The 22,091-nt window shown below is 39.9% G+C and carries 15 protein-coding genes; 12 read left to right on the top strand and 3 right to left on the bottom strand.

The genetic code is table 11. The annotated features are described in order from the left end of the window. Positions 1 to 127 precede the first annotated feature (127 nt). Both B2X33_RS05755 and B2X33_RS05750 read left to right on the top strand, forming a co-directional pair. Positions 128 to 1,432, top strand: a complete 1,305-nt coding sequence (locus tag B2X33_RS05755) for an NCS2 family permease (RefSeq protein WP_296023692.1) — start codon at positions 128 to 130, stop codon at positions 1,430 to 1,432. A 9-nt stretch (positions 1,433 to 1,441) separates the two neighbouring features. After that, positions 1,442 to 1,945 carry a deoxycytidylate deaminase gene (locus B2X33_RS05750; RefSeq protein ID WP_078930028.1) on the top strand — a complete coding sequence of 168 codons (504 nt, stop codon included), beginning with the start codon at positions 1,442 to 1,444 and terminating at the stop codon, positions 1,943 to 1,945. Positions 1,946 to 1,996: 51 nt separating this feature from the next. Here B2X33_RS05750 and thrC read toward each other — a convergent pair whose 3' ends face one another. Together thrC and B2X33_RS05740 are read right to left on the bottom strand one after the other, a co-directional pair. Next, entirely contained in the window at positions 1,997 to 3,415 is a 1,419-nt protein-coding gene (gene thrC / locus B2X33_RS05745) for a threonine synthase (protein ID WP_296668279.1), read from the bottom strand. 23 nt (positions 3,416 to 3,438) lie between these two features. After that, positions 3,439 to 4,458 (bottom strand): hypothetical protein, encoded by a 1,020-nt coding sequence (locus tag B2X33_RS05740; RefSeq protein WP_296668277.1) that lies wholly within the window; start codon positions 4,456 to 4,458, stop codon positions 3,439 to 3,441. 242 nt (positions 4,459 to 4,700) lie between these two features. Here B2X33_RS05740 and alr point away from each other — a divergent pair, with 242 nt between their 5' ends. Beyond that, entirely contained in the window at positions 4,701 to 5,870 is a 1,170-nt protein-coding gene (gene alr / locus B2X33_RS05735; protein WP_296668276.1) for an alanine racemase, read from the top strand. Here the strand turns inward: alr and B2X33_RS05730 are convergent. Continuing rightward, a complete protein-coding gene (locus B2X33_RS05730) occupies positions 5,804 to 7,213 on the bottom strand; it encodes a bifunctional folylpolyglutamate synthase/dihydrofolate synthase (RefSeq protein ID WP_296668274.1) in 1,410 nt (469 codons plus the stop codon). The genes alr and B2X33_RS05730 overlap by 67 nt on opposite strands. Before the next feature lie 367 nt (positions 7,214 to 7,580). On the opposite strand from B2X33_RS05730, the gene trpS reads away from it, so the two are divergent. The 9 genes from trpS to metG all read left to right on the top strand — a co-directional run. Beyond that, complete coding sequence (gene trpS / locus B2X33_RS05725) at positions 7,581 to 8,603, top strand: tryptophan--tRNA ligase (RefSeq protein ID WP_524539503.1); 1,023 nt, start codon at positions 7,581 to 7,583, stop codon at positions 8,601 to 8,603. Positions 8,604 to 8,626: 23 nt separating this feature from the next. Further along, the gene (uvrA, locus tag B2X33_RS05720; protein ID WP_414717810.1) at positions 8,627 to 11,509 is read left to right on the top strand and encodes an excinuclease ABC subunit UvrA; all 2,883 of its coding nucleotides are present in this window, start codon (positions 8,627 to 8,629) and stop codon (positions 11,507 to 11,509) included. Next, positions 11,490 to 14,762: a hypothetical protein gene (locus B2X33_RS05715; RefSeq protein ID WP_296668269.1), complete on the top strand. Its 3,273-nt coding sequence runs from the start codon at positions 11,490 to 11,492 to the stop codon at positions 14,760 to 14,762. The genes uvrA and B2X33_RS05715 overlap by 20 nt, the downstream gene beginning before the upstream one ends. A 49-nt stretch (positions 14,763 to 14,811) precedes the next feature. Beyond that, positions 14,812 to 15,768: a PhoH family protein gene (locus B2X33_RS05710; RefSeq protein ID WP_296668268.1), complete on the top strand. Its 957-nt coding sequence runs from the start codon at positions 14,812 to 14,814 to the stop codon at positions 15,766 to 15,768. Further along, entirely contained in the window at positions 15,752 to 17,443 is a 1,692-nt protein-coding gene (locus B2X33_RS05705; protein ID WP_296668266.1) for an HDIG domain-containing metalloprotein, read from the top strand. The genes B2X33_RS05710 and B2X33_RS05705 overlap by 17 nt, the downstream gene beginning before the upstream one ends. Beyond that, positions 17,436 to 17,912: an rRNA maturation RNase YbeY gene (gene ybeY, locus B2X33_RS05700; RefSeq protein ID WP_296668264.1), complete on the top strand. Its 477-nt coding sequence runs from the start codon at positions 17,436 to 17,438 to the stop codon at positions 17,910 to 17,912. The genes B2X33_RS05705 and ybeY overlap by 8 nt, the downstream gene beginning before the upstream one ends. Before the next feature lie 64 nt (positions 17,913 to 17,976). After that, entirely contained in the window at positions 17,977 to 18,801 is an 825-nt protein-coding gene (locus B2X33_RS05695) for a hemolysin family protein (protein WP_296023749.1), read from the top strand. A gap of 38 nt (positions 18,802 to 18,839) precedes the next feature. After that, the gene (locus tag B2X33_RS05690) at positions 18,840 to 20,936 is read left to right on the top strand and encodes a tetratricopeptide repeat protein (RefSeq protein WP_296668262.1); all 2,097 of its coding nucleotides are present in this window, start codon (positions 18,840 to 18,842) and stop codon (positions 20,934 to 20,936) included. A gap of 190 nt (positions 20,937 to 21,126) precedes the next feature. Further along, the coding region (gene metG, locus B2X33_RS05685) for a methionine--tRNA ligase (protein WP_296668261.1) at positions 21,127 to 22,091 on the top strand (965 nt) is incomplete at its 3' end.

Below are 22,091 nucleotides of genomic sequence, written 5' to 3'. Positions count from 1 at the left end.
CTTTTTTTTTGCGGCTGATGACGTTCTTTTTTTTGTAAATTTTTTATAAAAAGCCTGTATTTTTTATTTTTCTGTTTTTTATTCTATGCTATAATCTTTGTTATGTTTTTTCCCATGGAGGTTTTTTATGGAAACTTTGTTTAAAATCAAGGAGAAGGGGTCAACCGTAAGCCGCGAAATTATTGGTGGTATTACAACTTTCCTTGCAATGTCCTACATTCTTGCTGTTAATCCTGGAATGCTTGGTTCTATCCCTGGAATGAGTTTTGAAGGCGTTTTTACGGCAACTGCGATTTCTGCTGCTGTTGCAACTCTGATTATGGCTTTTTTTGCAAATATGCCTGTTGCCCTTGCTTCTGGTATGGGGCTTAATGCGTTCTTTACATATACGGTTTGCGGCCAGATGGGGTGTTCTCCATGGTTTGCTCTTACAGCTGTTTTGCTTGAAGGCGTTTTGTTTATTGTTCTTTCGTTTTTTGGTGTTCGTGAGGCGATTATCAATTCTATTCCTTCGACTATGAAGAAAGCTGTTGCTGTTGGTATTGGTCTTTTTATTGCCTTGATTGGCCTTAACAACGCTGGAATCGTAACTTCTTCAAACGGAACAATTATCGGTTTTAACGCATTTGATAAAGAACATATTTCTGCAATTGTTGCGATTATCGGTCTTGTAATTACGGTTGTGCTTTATATTCTTAAGGTTCCTGGAGCAATTCTTATCGGTATTGCTGCTACAACTGTTGTAGGAATTCCTTTTGGCGTTACGGCTGTTCCTGAAAATTTTAAACCTGTTTCTGTTCCTCATGCTCCGTTTCTTTTTAGATTTGAATTTTCAGATGTTCTTACGCTGAAATTCTTCGGAGTTTTCTTTACTTTCCTTTTTACTGATATTTTTGATACTATTGGAACTTTGATGGGCGTTGCTGAGCAGGCTAAGCTTATTGACGAAAAGGGCAATATTCCTAATGTAAAGAATGCTCTTCTTGCCGATGCGATTGGTACAGTTGCCGGTGCTTGTCTTGGAACTTCAACTGTAACTTCTTACGTTGAATCTTCTGCCGGTGTCGCTGCCGGTGCCCGCACAGGTCTTTCTTCTGTTGTTACTGCAGGTTTCTTTGTTTTGGCCCTGTTGTTTACTCCGCTTTTTGCTCTTGTTCCTTCTTGTGCTACGGCTCCTGCCTTGATTTTTGTCGGATTTTTGATGATGCAGTCTGTAACTTCAATCAAATTTAGCGAAATAACTGACGGAATTCCTGCCTTTATAACAATTCTTGTAATGCCTTTCGGATATTCTATTTCTAAGGGTATTGCCTTTGGTATGATCGCTTATGTAATTTCTAAAGTTGCTGGTAGAAAAGCAAAGGAGATTTCTCCTGTTACGTGGATTCTTGCCGCCGTATTTGTCTTTGCCCTTGCAATAAAAGCTATCTAGTTTTTTAGTATGAACGAATCTTCAAACAAAGAAAAATATTTACGCCCGACCTGGGATGAATATTTTATGGAAGTTGCAAGAACTATTGCAAAACGTGCGACTTGCGACAGAGGCCGTTCTGGCTGCGTGATTGCAAGAGATCATCAGATTCTTGTTACCGGATATGTTGGAAGCCCTGCGGGGCTTCCGCATTGCGATGAAGCAGGCCACCTTCTAAAAAAAATGCTGCACAGTGACGGAACTGTCAGCCAGCATTGTGTAAGAACCGTTCATGCGGAGCAGAATGCAATCTGCCAGGCTGCTAAACGTGGAATTTCTATTGACGGCGGTACTGTTTACTGCAAAATGACTCCGTGCAGAACCTGCGCAATGCTTTTAATTAACTGCGGAATAAAAAGGGTTGTGTGTGAAAAACACTACCATGATGAAGCCGACAGCCTAAAAATGCTTGAGGAAGCTGGAATAGCGATTGAACATTTGGAAGATAATGTCCAGACTTACGAAAATATGTAATAAAAAAGGCTGTCTTGGAAGTTTTACTTTTCAGACAGCCTTTTTTTTGTTTTATTTTAAGTTTTCATGCAGCCATGATTTGAACTGGCTGTAGTTGTTTTCCATTTGAATTGATTTGTCTTCGAGGCGCATAACTTTTTCAAGCCTGTCTGGAATTATTGGTTTTGAGCCGATTGCCTTTTCGACTATTGAGCCGAATTTTGCAGGATGGGCTGTTTCCAAAACTACGCCGATTGCGTTTTTCCTAGAAATTACATCATCTGCCCAGTCAGGGAGATTTGGTGTAAGACCAGGTTTTGTGTAATCATGTTTTTTGCCCTGTGCAAGTTCTGCCATGGCTCCGTTTTTAATATCGCTCCATGCTTTCCAGCCGACAGCTCCATGAGGATCGATAGTGTAGCCTGTTTTTGCATAGCAGTCTTTGATTGAATCGATGATTCCGCTGTCATCAAGCCAATAAGAAGCAAATAGATGACGTACATCGTCAAGAGAATACATTGCTGAAATTCGCTCATAATTGCTTGGAGCACCAACGTCCATCGCGTTTGCATAGGTTGTTACTGAAGGTCGGGCTTTGTAGTCTCCTGTTGCAATCCAGTCTGGAATTGTTCGGTTTGTATTTGTTGCAGCGACAAAACCTGTGATTGGAGCGCCCATTTTTTTTGCGATAAGTCCAGATGTCAGGTTTCCGAAATTTCCGCTTGGAACAACCATAATTATAGAAGGATTTTCAATTCTATTGTACTGCCATGCTCTGTTTTTTACGTAGAGCGAAGCGTACATATAATAAAAACTCTGAGGAAGAAGGCGGCTGATATTTATTGAATTTGCAGATGAGAGGCGAAGTGAAGCGCGAAGCTCGTTATCTGTAAATGCTGTTTTTACAAGTTTTTGGCAGTCATCGAACGTGCCTTTTACTCTTAGAGCACGGACGTTTCCGTCAAAAGTTGAAAGCTGTTTTTCCTGAAGCGGTGAAATTTTTCCTTCTGGATACAAAATTGTAACATCAAGCCCCGGAACATTGTGAAATGCGCTACCTACGGCAGAACCTGTATCTCCAGAAGTTGCAACGAGAATATGGAGCGGTTTGTCTTCGTTGCGGTTGAAATATGACATTACACGTGCCATAAAACGAGCACCGAAGTCTTTGAATGCGCATGTTGGACCGTGAAAAAGTTCGAGAACGTATGAATTCGGGTCGAGACCTGAAACCTTAGCAGGGAAAGGATAGGCATCGTTTATGAGTTTTTTAAGATCGTTTTCTGGAATTTCTCCTTCAACGTAAGGTTTTGCCATTTCAAAAGCAATATCGCGAAGGTTTGGCTCCGGATTTTTATTTAAAAATGATTTATCAAGTTCTGGAAAATCGACCGGAATATAAAGTCCTCCGGTTTTTTCATTCATGCCGCTGACTACAGCGGTTTTTAAATCTGTCTTTACAGATTTGTCTCTTGTGTCTGTGAAAATCATCTGTTTATCCTCACTTTTATAAATTAAAGTCCGTAGATTATTTCGTGCGCCAGATTTTCTGCCAAAAGTTTTCTTGCAGAATTAAGGCAGTTCCAATCTTTATCTTCTGTTACCGTAGCTGTGCTGCGCAGTTCGCATAAAATCGAGCCATTTTTCATATCAAGACAGGTAAGGTTTCCTTCGATCGTGAGCGTGTATTTTTGGTCAGCATTTTTTTCAATTGGTGTAAGATATTTTACTTTTCCAAAAATAAGATATGCAGAATTTGAACCTACGAGATTTGACGCGGTTTTATAGACTGTCGGAATGTCGTCTGTCAAAATTGCATTTGAAAAATCAGCATTTCCGATTCTTACAAAACCTGAGCGCATAAGCGCCATAAGAAGGTTTGACGAAGAAACTGAATTGCTTAAAATCGGTTTTCCTGATGCATTGAAATCTACGATTGCGACAGTTCCGCCACGTGAGTAGAGGTTTGTCTTAACTTTGTAAGGCGCGCTTACAGAAACTTTTTCTGCGAGTTTTGCAATTTCTGCGTTTGTAACATCGCCGGAAGGATAAACACTTATTTCGCTGTTAAACGAAAATGTCGGAGTTGCAGGTACGAAAATTACAGTTCCAGAAGAATTTGTCGTAAGATTTGCCAGAGAAAATGTCGGCTGACCGTTAATTTTTGTTTCAGGAAAACTTATTGAGAGCTCAAGGCCTGCAGCCGGAGTTCCGTCTGCTTTTTCTGCTTTAAAAACGAATGGCGAAGAAAAAGCCTTTCCTTTTGTTGTTTCTTTTGGACTTGAAACAACTGAAAGTTTGATCCCCTCAATTTTTTTTGCATATATTGATTCTTCGGTTTCTTCTTTTTGTGCCGAAACAGAGCTGTTTACAACATTGAGTTTTCTAGGAACCTGAGGTGTTTTTGGGCGCTCAATTTCTTCAGCCTGCTCGATTTGAGGCTGCGGCTGGTCTTTTGGAGCTGATGCGCAGGATGTTATAAAAAAAGCAACTGATGTCGCAATGCTTAAAGTTACAGAAAGTGATTTTTTCATGATGTCTCCAGATAAATTTTTGCCATATGTATTTTTTTATGGGAAAAATAGCATACCTTCTAATTTTATCCTAAAATCAAGTTTTTCTCAATAAAAAAACAGACAGTAAAAAAATTAAATTTATGGAAGTTTTATCAGTTCAAAATATTGCTAAAAAAGTTTCAAAAACCTATCATTTAGTCAGTGGGGCTGAGAATTCACTTTTAATAATGCAAAATTAAAAAAAAAGACGAGGCATAAAAATGAGACCGACTTTCGCTAGAATTCACCTTGAAAATTTAAAATATAACCTTGAATATATTCGCTCAAAAATAAACAAAAATGCAAAGATGTGTGTTGCGGTAAAGGCTGACGCCTACGGTCATGGCGCCGTAGAATGCGCAAAAACCGCCGTTGAGTGCGGAGCGGATTTTCTTGCTGTTGCGACTGTGGGTGAAGGCATTGAGCTTCGGCTTGCAGGAATAAAAGTCGGAATTTTTGTTTTGAGCTTGTGCCAGAAAGAAGAAATGGAAGAGGTTGTAAAAAATGAGCTTACGCCTCTTGTTTTTGATGAAGAATACATCGGCTTTGTTGCGGAAGCTGCAAAAAAATACAAAAAAAACGGCTTTAACGTTCACCTGGCGGTTGACACCGGAATGGGAAGACTTGGCTGTCTTGCAAAAGATGCCGGAAAAGTTGCAAAAAAAATCGCAGAAACAGGTGTTTTGAAAATGGGCGGAATATGCACTCACTTTTCTGTCGCAGACAGTACCCAGCCTGAAAATTGTGAGTATACGGAAAAACAGTTCAAATTGTTTTTGGAAGCGGTTGAAAACGTAAAAAAAGAAGGAATTGATCCTGGAATCCGCCACTGCTCAAATTCGGCGCTTACACTGACTCATCCAGAAATGCACCTTGATATGTGCCGTCCTGGAATTATTGCATACGGATATTATCCAGGTCAGGTTGATAAAAAATATTTTGAAAAACTTGGTGAAAAAACTTTCTTAAAACCTGTTATGGAGCTTGTAACAAAGGTTGTCGCAATCCGCGAATTTGAAAAAGACAGGTCTGTTTCGTATGGCAGAAGATGGACTTCTTCTAAAAAAACAAAAATCGGAGTTCTTCCAATTGGTTATGCAGATGGACTTTTTCGCTGTTTTAATGAAGATGGCAAAAAACTTTATGTTGCAATTAATGGAAAAAATTATCCTGTCTGCGGAAGAATATGTATGGATCAGTGTATGATTGAGCTTGGAGAAGACAGTAATATTGAACGTTATTGTGAAGCCGTAATTTTTGGACCTGAAGAAAGCGGAGCTTTGCAAAGCGCTCAAAAAATTGCCGATATGACAGGAACTATCAGCTATGAAATTACATGTGGAGTTTCAAAGCGTGTGCCTAGAATTTTTGTAACCTCCGCAACCAGATAAAACGAGCCTGTTATGAGCAAAGTTTTTTTGTTTGAATTGCAAAAATCAAGAACTTTCTCGATTTGTTTTTTGTAATTCGAATCTGAATCAAATAAAAGACCTGCAGAAACAAACGAATTTTCGACCTCTGACAGGTCTGATTTTTTTATATTGCCTGGAACTGTCAAAAATATTTTTTGAAAATTTTGAGAATCTGTACATATGCTCTGTGAAAATAGTTCTGCGATTTCTTTGCTGTGCTTGTCCTGGGCGCAGGCAAAAAGAAGGGCGTCGATTTTTATTTTTGCGTTTTTTACTGTTTCCAATGTTAATTTTATGCTTTTTGGCGTGTGCGCTCCGTCCAGAATAAGATAAGGAATTTTGCTGAAATTCTGAGGACTTTTTACAAGCTCAAAACGGGCTGGAAGCGAAGTTTTTGAAAGGCCTTTTTCGATAATATCTTCTGAAATTTCTGGAAATGCGGTTTTTACTGCCAGAGCCGCAAGCGCTGCGTTTTGAGCCTGAAATTCTCCTGCAAGATTTAGCTCCGCGGTTAATGGGCGGGAAAAAAACGAAGATGAGATAGCCATTTTAGTCTTTATTTTTTCCGATGATGTGTAAATTTTTGTACTAATTTTGCAAATTTCATCGACAAAAAATATTTTTGCGTCTTTTCGGGCTGCAATTGATTTAAAGACTTCTTTTACGGATGGAATTTGCGGTGCTATAAAAACAGGAGTTCTTTCTTTTATAATTCCGCCTTTTTCTGCCGCGATTTTTTCTACTGTGTCTCCGAGATATTCTGTGTGCTCGAGTTCAATTGGGCCTATGCAGCAGGCTTTTGGCTTTATGACGTTTGTCGCGTCGAGCCTTCCTCCGAGTCCGACTTCAAAAACAGCCGCATCAAGTTTTGCTTTTCTGAAGCATAGAAAAGAATAGAGCGTTACGAGCTCAAACCATGTAATTGGGCGGTCTTTTAAGAAAGTTTTTGAATCAGTGCAGTTTATTAGACACTTTAGCTCTTCTGCTGCGTCTTCATAGTTTTTTTTGGACAAAAAATTTTGATTTTGGGTGATTCTCTCCAGAAAGTTTTCAATGTGCGGCGAGCTGTAAAGTCCGGTTTTTAAGCCTGCTTCTTCGAGAATTGAGGCTATGAATGCGGATGTTGAGCCTTTTCCTTTTGAGCCTGCGACGTGAAATGTTGGATATGAGAGTTCTGGGTTGCCTGCGAGTTTTGCAAAGTGTTCCATTGTGTCGAGCCAGAACATGTTTTTTTGCGGAAGTTTTTCAAAATTCAAGAATGAATCGAGCCAGTTTTCAAAATTTGCAAGATAAGGAGAAGAAGGTGCGGTGTTTTTTGTCATAGAAATGATTTTAATTAAAACAAATGTTTAAGAAAAGTGTTTGAAAGAAAATAAGTCCGCTCATGAGAAAACTCGTGCGCATTTTTTTTGTTAGGCCGGAAAACTTAGCCCGGATCGCCACGGAAAGACCGGACGAGCGAAGCGAGGAGGACTTGCAGTAAGAGCCGGTTTGAAAGGAAGCTGTGCTTCATTCTTGATTTTTTTGTTCTTAGATTGAAGAAAATGCTGAAGTTTTATATAACTTTAATGTAACTTTTTATGTTGCTTTAATTTTGATTTTTGCAGGGAAAATAAAATGTCTCAGACTGAGGAAAAACTTGAAAATAATGCCGATAAAATTCTTGCCGAAGCGGTTAGAAAATCTGAAATGATTGAAAAAGATATTGTTGTTAATCCGAAAAAATACCGTGTTTTGACAGGCGACCGTCCGACCGGAAATCTTCATATTGGACATTATTTTGGTTCGCTTAAAAATCGTGTCCGCCTTTCTAAGCTTGGCGTTCCGACTATGATTTTGATTGCCGATTATCAGGTTTTGACGGATCACGACGCATTTGACAAAATCAGTCAGAATACAAAGCAGCTTGTAATTGATTATCTTGCCGCGGGAATTGAACCTGGAAAAGATGTCTGCATTTATCCGCACAGCCACGTTCCAGAGGCAAACCAGCTTATGGTTCCTTTTTTGACTCTTGTTTCTAGTTCTGAGCTTGACCGGAATCCGACTGTAAAGGACGAGATTGAAAAATCTGGAATGAAATCGGTGAATGCCGGAATGCTTACGTATCCTGTGCATCAGGCGGTTGATATTCTTTTTTGTAAGGGAAATGTCGTTCCTGTCGGAAAAGACCAGCTTCCTCATCTTGAAGTTGCGCGTCTTATTGCCAGACGTTTTAACAATAAATTTTGCCCGAAGAATCCTATTTTTCCAGAGCCTTACGCCTTGCTTTCTAAAACTCCAATGATAAAAGGTCTTGATGGTTCTGCAAAAATGTCAAAATCGCTTGGGAATACGATTATGCTTTGTGCAAGCGAAGATGAGACTGCAAAGCTCATAAAAAAAGCAAAAACAGATCAGGAGCGTCATATTTCTTATGATCCTGTAAACCGTCCTGAAGTTGCCAATCTTTTGCAGATAATTTCTCTTTGTACTGGAGAAGAGCCTGAAGCTATTGCCGAGAGAATTGGCGATGGTGGCGGCGGTATGCTGAAATCTGTGCTGACAGAAGCTTTGAACGAAGAATTGCGTCCTTTGCGCGCAAAACGCGCCGAACTCGAAAGTAATATGGACTATATTAGAAGCGTCCTCAAAAAAGGTGTTGTCCAGGCCCGCGAGATTGCCGTAAAGACGCTGGAAGAAGTTCGTGCTGTAATGAATATGGAAATTTAATAAGGGTAACTTAATTGCAAAGCATAAATAGGGTTGAGGGCGAAAAAATTGTAATTCATGGCGCCCGTGTTCACAATTTAAAAAATATAAGCATAGAAATTCCGAGAAATAAGCTTGTAGTAATTTCGGGACTTTCCGGTTCTGGGAAATCATCGCTTGCTTTTGATACGCTTTTTGCCGAAGGACAAAGGCGATATATGGAATCTCTTTCTTCTTATGCCCGGCAGTTCTTGGGAAGCATGGACAAACCCGATGTCGATCAGATTGAAGGACTTTCGCCTGCAATTTCTATCGAGCAGAAAACAACTCATAATAATCCTCGCTCTACAGTTGGAACAGTTACCGAAATTTACGACTATTACCGTCTTTTGTTTGCAAGAACCGGGCATGCGCATTGTCCTGTCTGCGGAAGAGAAATTAAGGAGCAGTCTGACGATCAGATTATCGATTCGATCATGGACTGGGGCGAAGGAACAAGAATTACGCTTTTGGCTCCGGTAATTCATGGAAAAAAAGGCGAACATCAAAAAATCATTGACGATGCAAAAAAATCAGGTTTTGTTCGCGCAAGAATCGACGGACTTATGGTTGAACTGGACGATTCAATAAAACTCGACAAACAGAAAAAGCATACGATTGAAATTGTCGTTGACAGAATTGCATTGAAAGATGACTCAAGAAAACGTCTTGCCGAATCTGTTGAAACTGCCTTGAAAAGTTCTGACGGAGTTCTTGTTGTTTTAAGGCGTGTAAATGACAGCAGCGAAAAAGGCTGGCATGAAGAAGAAGTGTTTTTTTCTCAAAAAAATGCCTGCCCGGACTGCGGAATTTCTATTCCGGAACTGCAGCCGAGACTTTTTTCGTTCAACAATCCTTTTGGAGCTTGCCCGGAATGTACTGGACTTGGTGAAAAAATGGAATGGGATTCAAAAAAAATACTTCCGGATTCTTCTCTAAGCTTTAACCAGGGGGCGTTTCCGTTTTTTAATCCGTCGAGCGAATGGAATCAGGCGATGTTTCAGGCGATTGCAAAAGAAAACGGCTGGACTCTTGATACTCCGATAAAAGATTTGACCCGCGAACAGTTTGACAGCCTGTGGAATGGCGATTTGACTAAAAATATCCGCTGGATTTACAAAAAACAGAGCGGAGAAGGCTTTTCTGAATACAACCGTCCGTGGATAGGAATTCTTTCGGAAATGAAAAGACGGCACAATGAAGCCTGGGGGGAATCTCAGCGTGTGCGGATTGAAGAAAACTATATGTCTGTTTCCGAGTGTTCATCCTGCCATGGAATGCGTCTTAGAAAAGAAGCGCTTGGCGTTACTGTCGGAGGAAAGAATATAATTGAACTTTGCAGTCTGAGCGTTGCGGACAGCATTGAGTTTTTTAAGCAGCTTGAACTTTCTGAAACGGAGAAAAAAATTGCGGTTCAGCTTTTAAAAGAAATAAATGCCCGTTTAAATTTTTTGAAGAATGTCGGACTTGAATATCTTACACTTGACCGTTCTGCAGGAACTTTGTCTGGCGGAGAAGCCCAGAGAATTCGTCTTGCAACTCAGATTGGCTCTGGTCTTACTGGTGTTATGTATATTTTGGACGAACCGAGCATTGGACTTCATCAGCGCGACAACCAGAGGCTTATCGACACTCTTAATTACCTTAGGGATTTAAAAAATACTGTAATTGTTGTTGAACACGATGAACAGACTTTGCGTACTGCCGACTGGATTGTTGATATAGGTCCTGGAGCTGGCGTTCATGGCGGAAAAGTGATTGCAAGCGGAACTCCTCAGCAGGTAATGCAGGTTGAACAAAGCGTTACTGGACGTTATTTGAGCGGAAAGCTTTATATGCAGCTGCCGGAAAAGCGGCGGGAAGGAAATGGAAGTTTTATTTCAATAAAAGGTGCGCGCGAACACAATCTAAAAAATATTTCGGTCGACATTCCTCTTGGAACCTTTACCTGCATAACAGGAGTTAGCGGTTCTGGAAAATCGACACTTTTGAGCGATATTTTTTATCCTGTTGTTTCAAATAAATTGATGAAGACAAGCTACAAGCCGGGGCTTCATGATGAAATTCTTGGAATTGAAAATATCGATAAGGTCATAAATATCGACCAAAGCCCGATCGGAAGAACTCCGCGTTCAAATCCTGTAACCTATGTCGGAGTTTTTGATGCGATCCGCGAGCTTTTTAGCACGCTTCCTGATTCAAAGGCTAAAGGCTATACTCCAGGCCGGTTTAGTTTTAACGTAAAAGGCGGGCGGTGCGAAAAATGCCAGGGCGCCGGAACTCTTACTATCGAAATGAACTTTTTGCCGGATGTTTTTATTCAGTGCGATGTGTGCCACGGTCAGCGTTTTAACAGCGAGACTTTGGACGTCCGCTACCACGGAAAAAATATTTCTGATGTTTTGAATATGACGATTGAGGAAGCTGCTGATTTTTTTGCCGCGATTCCGCATATTTCAAGAAAACTAGAAACTCTTAAAAATGTCGGACTTGGTTACATTCAGCTTGGACAGAGCGCGCTTACTCTTTCTGGCGGAGAAGCTCAGCGTGTAAAACTTGCAACGGAACTTGCCCGTCCTTCAACAGGAAAAACTCTCTACATTCTTGACGAGCCTACAACAGGACTTCATTTTGCAGATGTAAAGGTTCTAATGGAAGTTATTCAAAAACTTGTGGACAAGGGAAATTCTGTCGTTATGATTGAACATAACCTCGATGTAATTGCTCAGGCGGACTGGATTATTGATCTTGGTCCTGAAGGTGGAACTGGTGGCGGTCAGATTGTTGACTTTGGAACTCCTGAACACATTGTTGCAAACTGGAAAAAAACTGGAAGCTGGACAGGAAAATATCTTGAAGAAACGTTAAATGCGGCGCACAAAAACTGACGGTCTTGCAATGAGAAAAAAAGCGCTTTTAATATTTTTATTTTTTTCTCTTGTGTCTTTTGCTTTTTGTAAAGAATCTTCGGCTGAAGGGCAGGTTTCTGTCATAAATATTGAATCTGCCGAAAAATCTGAGTACAAAAAAGATCAGCTTTCTGGCGGCGACTGCATTATTCTTTCTGGAAATGTCGTAATTTCTGTTTCTCGCGGAAATGACAAAACAACAGTTTCTGCTGACAGAATAAACTACAACCGTTCTTCGGAAATGCTTTATGCGGAAGGAAACGTCTGTCTTGAACAGAGCGGCTCGTCTTCTGCCGGCGGAGAAAAAATCACCGCAAACAGTCTTCTTTTTAATACTTCGACCTTTGAGGGAGTTTTTGACAACGGCCGTGCAGTTCAAACTTCATCAGATGCAATAAATCTTCCTTCCGGCTCTACTTTGATTGTTGCAAGTGAAATTTTCGGCAGGGATTCCGGAGGAACAATCGCTTTTAAAGGCGGCGAGCTTACTTTTTGCGACGATGAGAATCCTCATTGGAAAATCCGCGCGCGGAGAATTTGGCTTTTGCCGGGCGGAGAATTTGCCTTTTTTAGCGCGCTTCTTTATGTTGGCCGTGTGCCTTTGATTTATCTTCCTGCTTTTTATTATCCGAAAGACGAATTGATTTTTAATCCTGCGATGGGCTATAAATTCCGCGAGGGATATTTTATAAATACGACAACTTATCTTTATGGCCGGAAACCTGCGGACGCAAAATCTACAAATGACAGCTCGAATTCTGACGATGATGATAAAATAAATCCTTTCAGCTTTATGAAAACCGACTCTATGAAAGAGCAGGTGCGTGAAGGAATCGTGCTTCATAATCTTGATGCGGATTTTAAAGGCGACACTACAAATCATGTAAAAATTATGGCGGACTATTATGCAAATTTGGGAGCAATGGTCGGCGCTGACGTTGTGCTAAAACCTTCCAAGATACTTTCAGATCTTCAATTCAATACAGAACTTGGATTTAGCAATACTATTTTTAAAAACAATTCGGCTTATCTTCCGTACAACCAGCTTGGAGATAAGGTCCTGGATTCTTCAAACTTGATGGGCTATACTTTGCCGTTCCGTTATCAGTTTAACCTAAAGCTTTCGATTTCTTCTCCGTTCAACCTTACGCTTTCAATGCCGCTTTATTCGGATCCATATTTTGACTATGATTTTAACAATCGCGCGGAGACAATGGACTGGATTGACTTTCTTATGTCTGGTGTTGCAACTGACGATTCTGAAGAAGACAGCGTTACGACGGTTTCTTCATTTAACTGGAATTTAAACGGCTCTTATACTTTCAAATTGCCGGAATTCATAAAGCCTTTTGTTTCTACTCTTTCAATTTCTAGTTTTTCTTCTTCGATAGTTTTTTCTTCCCAATCGGCGGCCTTGACTGACCGTGATGAATACAGGAATGACTCGGCATGGGCGAGCTATACTCCAGAACGATATTTTTACTATCCGAGCCAGGTTACGCCTTTTAAAATCGGCGCAAAAATTTCTGGAACGATTTTTCAGTATCCGAAGGCTTCGGCATCTTCAAAAAAACAGTCAGTTTCGCTTTCTTTATTGCCGCCTCTTGAATTTGATGACAAAAAAAATGAAGAAAATTCTGACAAAAAAGAAGAAAGTTCCGATTCTGAAGAAAATATTCTTTTTGATGAGTCTGCTCTTCCATCGATTGCCACGTTGAACGGTTCTGTACGCAGCTTAAATGGAATTACCTACAAACTCGGTTACAGTATTTCGCCGGATTTTACTTCACAAATTTCATATTCATCTTCAAATTTAAAGATTCCTGAAGATTTTGATTGGCGGACTGTCCAGGCAACTTATATTCAGGTAAAAGCTCCGGCAACTTTGACGAGCAATCTCGGTTATAAAGACAGCTTTCTTTCGCTTGCAGACACTTTTACGTTCAATCCGGTTTTTCAAAAGCATCCTTATCTGAACAACGACACTTCGGACGGAGGATATTCTGAATCTTCAATTGCTTCGATTAAAAAAGCCGACTACAATGCAAGAAAACTCGATTTGACGGACACGAACGCGCTTACTTTTAAGCCTCTCTATTACACGAATTATTTTTCAAATACGGCCCTCACATGGAATACGACCGTAAAAATGATCCAGACAAAATACATAAGCGACGACGTAAACAATCCTGAGTGGGAATATCTTACGATGGATTTGACCGACGAAGAATGTGTAACGACACATAATCTGAATCTTGTTCTTGCTGCAAATGAAGGGGATTTTGGACAGCAGCTTTCGCTTACGACAACTCTTCCTCCTCAGGTTGATTCTTACACAGGCGTTTTTTCGCTTAATTTTCCGTACACAACTTTTTCTGTCGGAACAGGAATCAAGCAAAAAAGTTCTACTGACGACACCTGGGTAAAAAACGATATTTCGCAGTCGCTTTCATTTAAGTTTTTTAACAGCAAATTGAGTCTTTCTCAGTCTTACGTTTATGATTGGGAAGAGGAAGAGCACGATTCCTTTAAATTTTCTTTGAGCGGTTATGGCGCGCAGCTTGCATATACAATGAGTTATTCAAATGTTTATGAATTTGACGTTGAATATGATTCAAACGGAGATATAACCAGCCGAAAAGGATGGAAGTCAACTTCAGACAAAAAATTCCAGCCATATTCGTTGAGTTTTGCGTACACAAGTCCTTCAAAAACGTTCAAGCACTGGACCGACAAAATTTCGTGGACACCGTCACTTTCTACAAGTTTTGTCTATGATTTTGTGCGTCCGACAAGCAGTTATTTTGTTTTTATACCGAAGATTACTTTTAAGATAAATGAGCTTCTTGATTTTTCATTCAGTTCTGAAAGCCGCAACAACGTAATTTACAGATATTTCTGTTCAGATTCAGATTATGCCTATTATTACGGAAACAACGGAGAAAGAAATGTTTTGAATGATTTAATAGATTCATTCAGGCTTGATAGCGACGAAAAACGGAAAAATTCCGCCTTTAAGCTAAAATCTCTTGTAATGTCGATAACTCACGATCTTGACGATTGGGATTTGAACTGTTCGTTTAAAATTTCACCGCGCTACATTTCTGCAACTTCTAGCCAGCAGGCGCATTACGACTTTAGTCCGTATTTTTCTTTGAGCGTAAGCTGGCGGCCAATGTCAGGAATGAAGACGGAAATTCTTGATGAATATGGAGAATGGAGTTTAAAATAAATTCAGTTTTTTGATGATTTTTTTAAAGAAAGGTGATAGAATAAGCAAATTGGAAAACGAATTTACTATAGTTCTTTCAGATCCGGAGATTCTTTCTCAGGTTTGTGGAACGAATGACAGCAATTTAAAGCTCATCGAACAGCATCTTGGAGTCAGCATTTTTACAAAAGGAAACGAACTTTCAATTGCTGAAGCTTCCGCTGAAATTCAGCAGAAATTCAAGTTCATAATCGACCGTCTTAGCGATGAAATCTCTGAGAATAGGCTTGAAAACAGTATTTCTGGTTCCGAACTGATTGAATCTGTTCTGAATACTGGAGTTGAAAATTTTGATGCTCAGAAATTTTCAATTTCAATTCCAGGAAGCACGAGAAAAATTTATCCAAAAACAAAAAATCAGGCAAAACTCATCCAGTCGTTCCGAAAAAATGACATGGTTTTTGCAACAGGTCCTGCAGGAAGCGGAAAAACTTTTCTTGCCGTTGCAGAAAGCCTGCGTCTTCTTTTAAGCCATAAAATAAGTTCAATTATTCTTGTGCGTCCGGTTGTCGAGGCTGGAGAAAGTCTTGGTTTTTTGCCGGGAGATATGCAGGACAAAATAAATCCTTATTTAAGGCCCCTTTATGATTCTATGAGCGCCTGTATTCCTTCAGAAATGGTGAAAAAATTTCAGGAGAATGGTATAATTGAAGTTGCGCCTTTGGCTTATATGCGCGGACGTACCTTGAGCAATGCGGCTGTAATTCTTGACGAAGCGCAGAATACGACGTGTGAACAGATGAAAATGTTCCTTACCCGAACCGGAGAGAATTCAAAAGTGTTTATAACGGGAGATATTACTCAAATAGATCTTCCGAAAAAAATTCCATCTGGTCTGGTTCAGGCACTTGAAATTTTAAAAAGTATAGAAGAAATAAGCATGGTTGAACTTGACGGCGAAGATGTCGTTCGTTCACCGCTTGTTAAAAAAATTGTACAGGCTTATGAAAATGACAAAAGCGAATAACGGAAAAAATTCTTTTTTTTATGATTTATTTCATTCTGCACTTGAATATGTAAAGAAGAACTGGGCGATTCTGCTTGTTTTTTCAATTACATTTTTGGTTTCTGCCGTAATTGTTTATTTTGACGCGAGCACGCGGCAGACTATTGCTTCTTTTTCGATTGACGAATATGAACCGGGAATGGTTGCCGACAAGACAATCATTGCTACGACAAATCTTGCAGCCGATGATCAGTTTCCGATTGCGGTCGAAGAAGGCGAAAAAGTAATAAGAAAAGGTTTTCCAATTGCGGAAGAGGATTATTTAAAACTGCGAAAGATGGCGGCATCTCCGTCCTACATTGATTACAGGGTTTTCGCGGACAATATTCTGTTTCTTATGCTTGTTTCTGCGATGGCATTTTTGCTTTTTTCTCCTGTCTGCCTAGGACGCAAGGTTGAGCTTAAAGAAATTATTCTTGCCTCTCTGCTTTTTGTAGTTGTTTTTGGAGTTGCCTGTTTTGGCGACAAGGCTCCGCTTTTTCAGGGAATTTTCAATCTTCCTGTAATTATTCCTTCTGGATTGTGCGTTGCTTTGATTACGATTCTTTTTGGACAGATTTTTGGACTTTATTTTTCGATATTGATTTCTTTTGGAGTGCTCTGTGCCTGCAATTTTGAATTGATTCCATTTTTGTATACACTTGCATCTTCTCTCTCAATCGTAAAAATTCTCCGTACGATAGAAAACAGAATTGATATGATTTTTTCTTCGATAGGTGTTGCCGTTCTGAACGTAATTTATATCTGCGTGTTAAAAGTTATCTTTAATGATAATTTTTCTGACTGCGTATTCCCGCTTGCAGGAGTTGCATTTAACGGTTTTATTTCTGGTATTCTTGCGCTTGGTCTTCTTACACCGCTTGAAGTTGTAATGAATACGGCTTCGGTTTTCAGGCTCATGGATTTAAGCGATCAGAATTCTCCTGTCTTGAGAAAACTTTTGCTTACAGCCAGCGGAACTTATCAGCACAGCATAATGGTAAGCCAGCTTGCAGAAAGCGCCTGCAAGGAAATCGGGGCAAATTCGCTTTTGGCGAGAGTTGCGGCTCTTTACCACGATATTGGAAAAATGGAGCATCCTGAGTATTTTACGGAAAATAACATTGATTCTGAAAATAAACATACGGATTTAAACCCGTCGCTTTCGGTTTCAATTATAAAAAGTCATTTGCGCCTGAGCGTTGAAAAGGCTCATCAAATGCATCTTCCTGCCCAGGTTGTAAATATTATTGCAGAGCACCATGGAAATTCTGTAATTTCGTATTTTTTCAACAAGGCAAAAGAAAAAGATCCGAACGCGAACGAAGCAGATTTCCGTTATGACGGAAAACTTCCCTCTACAAAAGAAAGCGCTGTAGTCATGCTTGCCGATGTTGTTGAAGCTGCCTGCAAATCTTTGGAAAAGCCAACAGCACAGCGTCTTGAAAAATTTATTCAGCAGCTGATTGAAGCAAAAATTGCGGCAAGACAGCTGGACGACTGCGCCCTTACTTACGGCGAAATGACAAAAATAAAAAATACTTTCGTTTCGATTCTTGCGGCATATTATCACGGACGCATAAAGTATCAAAATCAGGATTCAACGGATTCTTCTACTTCTGAAAAAAATAATTCTGAAGGTGAAAAAAATGAATAGAGTTCTTGTTTCTATGCAGGACGGACTTAGCGAGCCTGCCTGGTTTGGAAAAATTGAAAAATATGAACAGGAAGTTTTAAAAAGACTTGGTTTTGACGGTCAGGAACTTTCGATTTTGTTTTGCAACGATGAGTTTATTCAGGAATTGAATAAAAATTACCGTGAAATAGATGCTCCAACTGACATTCTTTCCTTTGAAAATGGTGAAGAATACACTGATGAAAACGGAATAAAATGGTTCAGTGCGGGCGACATTATAATTTCTCTTGATACATTGCCAAAAAATGCAGAATATTTTAAGGTTACACAGAATGAAGAATTAAAAAGGCTTTTGATTCACGGAACCTTGCATTTAAATGGAATGGATCACGGAGAAGAGCATGTCGGCGAAGGTCTTGAAATAAAAAGTCCGATGCTGAAAAAACAGGAAGAAGTTTTAAAAACTTTTTCTGATGCCGATCTTATTTAAGCATTAAAAGCGCGTCTTAAGATTTAAAAATTTCAAGACGCGCTAAAAAATAAAAAGGGATTTTATGAGTATTTTTGGTTTAGGAAAGAAAAAAGACGACGGTTCAAATTCAAATTTTTCTGGAAAAAACGGCAATGAGCAGTCAGAAAGTCAGGATAATTTAAGTTTAATTGAAGAAAAAAAAGATATGATAAAAGGAATCGAGGATTTGTCAGAAACTTCTGTAAAGGAAGTTATGATTCCCCGGATTGATGTCGACTTTCTTTCGATTGATACTCCTCAGGAAGAACTCCTTGCAAAAATTGCAGAAAGCGGACATTCGCGTTTTCCTGTTTATTCGGAATCAATCGACAATGTGCTTGGAATTCTTTATGTAAAGGATTTGCTTGCCGTGATTTCAAAAAATCAGGAAATTGACCTTGAGAAACTGCTTAGAAAGGCATATTTTGTTCCTGAATCAAAAAAAATCGACGGACTTTTGCGCGAGTTTAAAAGGCGCCATATTCATATTGCAATTGCCGTTGACGAATATGGTGGAGTGAGCGGTGTCGTCTGCATGGAAGACATTATTGAAGAAATCGTTGGCGATATTCAGGACGAATTTGACAACGAAAGGGAAGATATTCTTGCGATTGGAAATCAAATTTGGCTTTGCGACGCAAGGGTCAATCTCGAAGATTTGAACGAAAACATAAATTCAAACTTTCCGACGGAAGATTTTGATACTCTAGGCGGTTTTGTCCTCGATCTTTTTGGAAGAATTCCTGTAAAATATGAAAAAATTAATTGGGGCGGCTTTGAATTTATCGTTCAAGATATGGAAGGCCACCGCGTAAATCTTATTAAAGTTATAAAAAAAGCAGAATCAGAAGAATCGGAAAAAGAATAACGTTAAAAGATGTTCGATTTACTTTTGGGTGGGAGAAAATGAAAAAAATTGCTTTGCCGATTTTAGTTTTTTTTATTCACTGTGCATTTTTTGCGCAGGCCGAAAATCTTTCTGCCTTAAAACATTATGAGCGCGGTCAAGAATTTGAGGCGGAAGAAAACTGGTATTCGGCCAGTGAAGAGTTTCAGCTTGCGCTTCAGGAAAATCCTTCTTTTGGAGAAGCGTGGTTTTTGCTTGCAAAGGCGACTTATGAACTTAATGATTTTGAGCTTTGTCTTGATTATCTGGACAGCGCGCAAAAATTCATAAAAGACCGCACCGATGTTTTGAATTTGCGCGGAATGTGCCTTATTTCGTTGCGCCGTTTGGACGAGGCGCAGAAAATTTTTAAGGAAATTTTGCATAAGTATCCTAACAATATTGAGTCGCGTTTTGGGCTTGCAGAAATTGAGCTTTACAACGGAAGTTTTGATTCTGCCAGAAGTTTTTATCTTGATGCGCTAAAACGTCAAAAAACAAACAGAAAAGCTCTTCTTTCGCTTGCGCTTCTTGCTTCGGAAACGGGAAAAGATGAACTTTCTGAAAATTACATTCAACAGGCTCTAAAAAGCCATCCGTCAGAAAGTGAAGTTTATTATTTTGCAGCGTACTTAAAGGCAAAAAAAGGCGACTTTGCTGAAGCCGAAAAAAAAGCGCGTTCCGCTCTTCAGTTAAAGACTGATTTTTATCAGGCTTATATGCTTCTTTCTTCGATTCTTTATGAACAAAAAAAATATGATGAAGTAATAGATATTTGCGATTATCTTATCGACAAAGACCGAAATACAATTGCAGCCTGGTATCTGAAAGGACTTTCGCTTTCCCGTCAGAAAAATTTTGATTCCGCGCTTGAAATTTTGTCTGCGGCGCTTGCAATTGAGCCTGAGGATGAAATTCTGCGAAGCGCGCTTGAGCTTCTTGTTGATAAAAATTTGCCGCTTGAAGATACAAGGCGTTCAGCTTGGGCGCAGTTTCATATTTTAAAGGCGAGGGAATATGCAAAATTTTTCAAAGGCGAGCAGGCAAGGTACGAATATCAGCGCGCCCTAAAAATTGATCCGAACAACATAATTGCTAGAAGCGAATTTGCCGCAGAAATTTACAAACTCGGTCAAAATGAGCTTTATTTGGAGCAGCTTTCGTTTATAAAAAATAATGAAAAAATTGACGAAAAAACTCTTTCGGATGAAGAAAAATATACTTACACAAAAACTAACGATACTATTGAAGCTCTTTCTTCGCTTATGAAATATTCTCTGAGCGCGAAATGGAATGTTGAGCCGTTCTATCTTGATAAAATCAGATGGAATATCGGGCTTTATTATACAAGACAAAACGCAGTTCTTTTGCATCCAGATTCTCATGAAATCGCCGCTGAAATGGCAAGTGAAAGTTTTAACGGAATTGCGGTTACTGCGGTTAATGTTGAAAAAAATCCTGTTGCGAACTTTGGAGAGGCTTTTTTGAAGGCACGAAAAAGTTCTCAGGATTATTTTATTTTGATGAATTTTGAGGAAACTGAGCGTGAAGTAAGTCTTGATGCGGCCGTTTACAATGGCAGAAACGGAATAAAAATAAGCGAATTTAATCTATTTAGAACTGGAAATGACAGGTTTTCGTCGATAATCCGCTCTTTTAGAAGAAATGTCTTGAATTTGCTTCCGGCGCGTGGAAAAATTCTTGCAAGAAGCGGAAATGAAATTCTTATTGACATGGGAAAAAACGAGGGAATTGAAAAAGGAACTGTTTTGGACGTAGTAAAAAAAGGAAATGTCCGGACCTGCGATTCAAAGCCGGGAGTAAGTTTTGATGAGAAATTTGCTCTTGGGCAGATTGAAATAGAAAAAAGCGATGAAGAAATTTCTCAAGGAATTCTAACTCAAAAAAGTTTTTATGACCGGGTGAATATTGGAGATGAAGTTTTGGTAAAAAAAATTCCTGAAAAAAAGGAAAGTTCTCAGTCTGTAACTGCGGATGTAAATCCTTCTGCGGATGAAAACGGAAATCCATACTCAAGGACGGAAAAGCTTACTGCGGAAGAGCTTGGCCTTGTAAAAACTCCGGCTTTTTTGGATTTAATAAGAAAAATTTACTAGTCAGAAAATGTGGCAGGGGGTGTAGAGGCGCCTTTGGCGTTGTCTGCTGCTGGCAGCAGGCAATGGAGCGCGGGGACGCGGAACCTCGGAACACCCGGTTTTTGCTGTGCAAAAAGCCACCCGAATCTTAAAAAACACTTAAAAAATTCCCATTTGTATAATCTGTAAAAATTTACTATACTTTTTATCTATGAAAAATATCAAAACGACTAAACGGCTTATCACTTCGGCTTTGCCTTATGTAAACAATATTCCGCATCTCGGAAACCTTATCCAGATGCTTTCCGCTGATGTTTTCGCACGTTTCTGCCGCTCACGTGGCTACGAGACAATGTATGTGTGCGGAACTGACGAGTATGGAACAGCGACAGAGACAAAGGCTCTTCAGGACAAAAAGACTCCGCGCGAGCTTTGCGATTACTATTACAAGATTCACAAGGAAATTTACGAGTGGTTTAACATTGCATTCGACAAATTCGGACGCACTTCAAACGAGGAATGTACTGAAATCACCCAGTCGATGTTCAATGACTTGGACAAGAACGGCTTCATAAAGGAGCATACAAGCCAGCAGCTTTACTGCCCGAAATGCCAGATGTTCCTTGCAGACCGCTATGTTGACGGAACTTGCCCGAAATGCGGCGCGACAGACGCGAGAGGAGACCAGTGCGACAGCTGCGGAACTCTTCTTGACCCGACACAGCTTTTGAATCCTAAATGCCACACTTGCGGCTCGACTCCTGAAGTGCGCGAGACAAAGCATCTTTACATTGACTTGCCTTCAATCGCGCCGAAACTTGAGGAATGGATGAAGAATGCAAGTGTCGAGGGAAAATGGGCGCAGAACGCGATTCAGATGACACGCGCATGGATTCGGGACGGCTTGAACGAGCGCGCAATCACACGCGACCTGAAATGGGGAATTCCTGTTCCAAAGTCTGGCTACGAGAACAAAGTCTTCTACGTCTGGTTCAACGCTCCAATCGGATATATGTCAATCACAAAGCAGCTTGAAGACGAGCTGAAATCTGCCGGAAAAAAATCTTTTGACTGGAAAAAATGGTGGCTTCCGTCAGAAAGCGATGAGAAATTCGCCGAAGACGACGCGAAAATCGAGCTTTTCCAGTTCATCGGAAAGGACAATATTCCGTTCCA

The organism is Treponema sp. UBA785, assembly GCF_002297065.1.
GTDB lineage: Bacteria > Spirochaetota > Spirochaetia > Treponematales > Treponemataceae > Treponema_D.
Note: the sequence above shows the minus strand (reverse complement) of the source record. Positions and strands in the feature narration are given on the sequence as shown.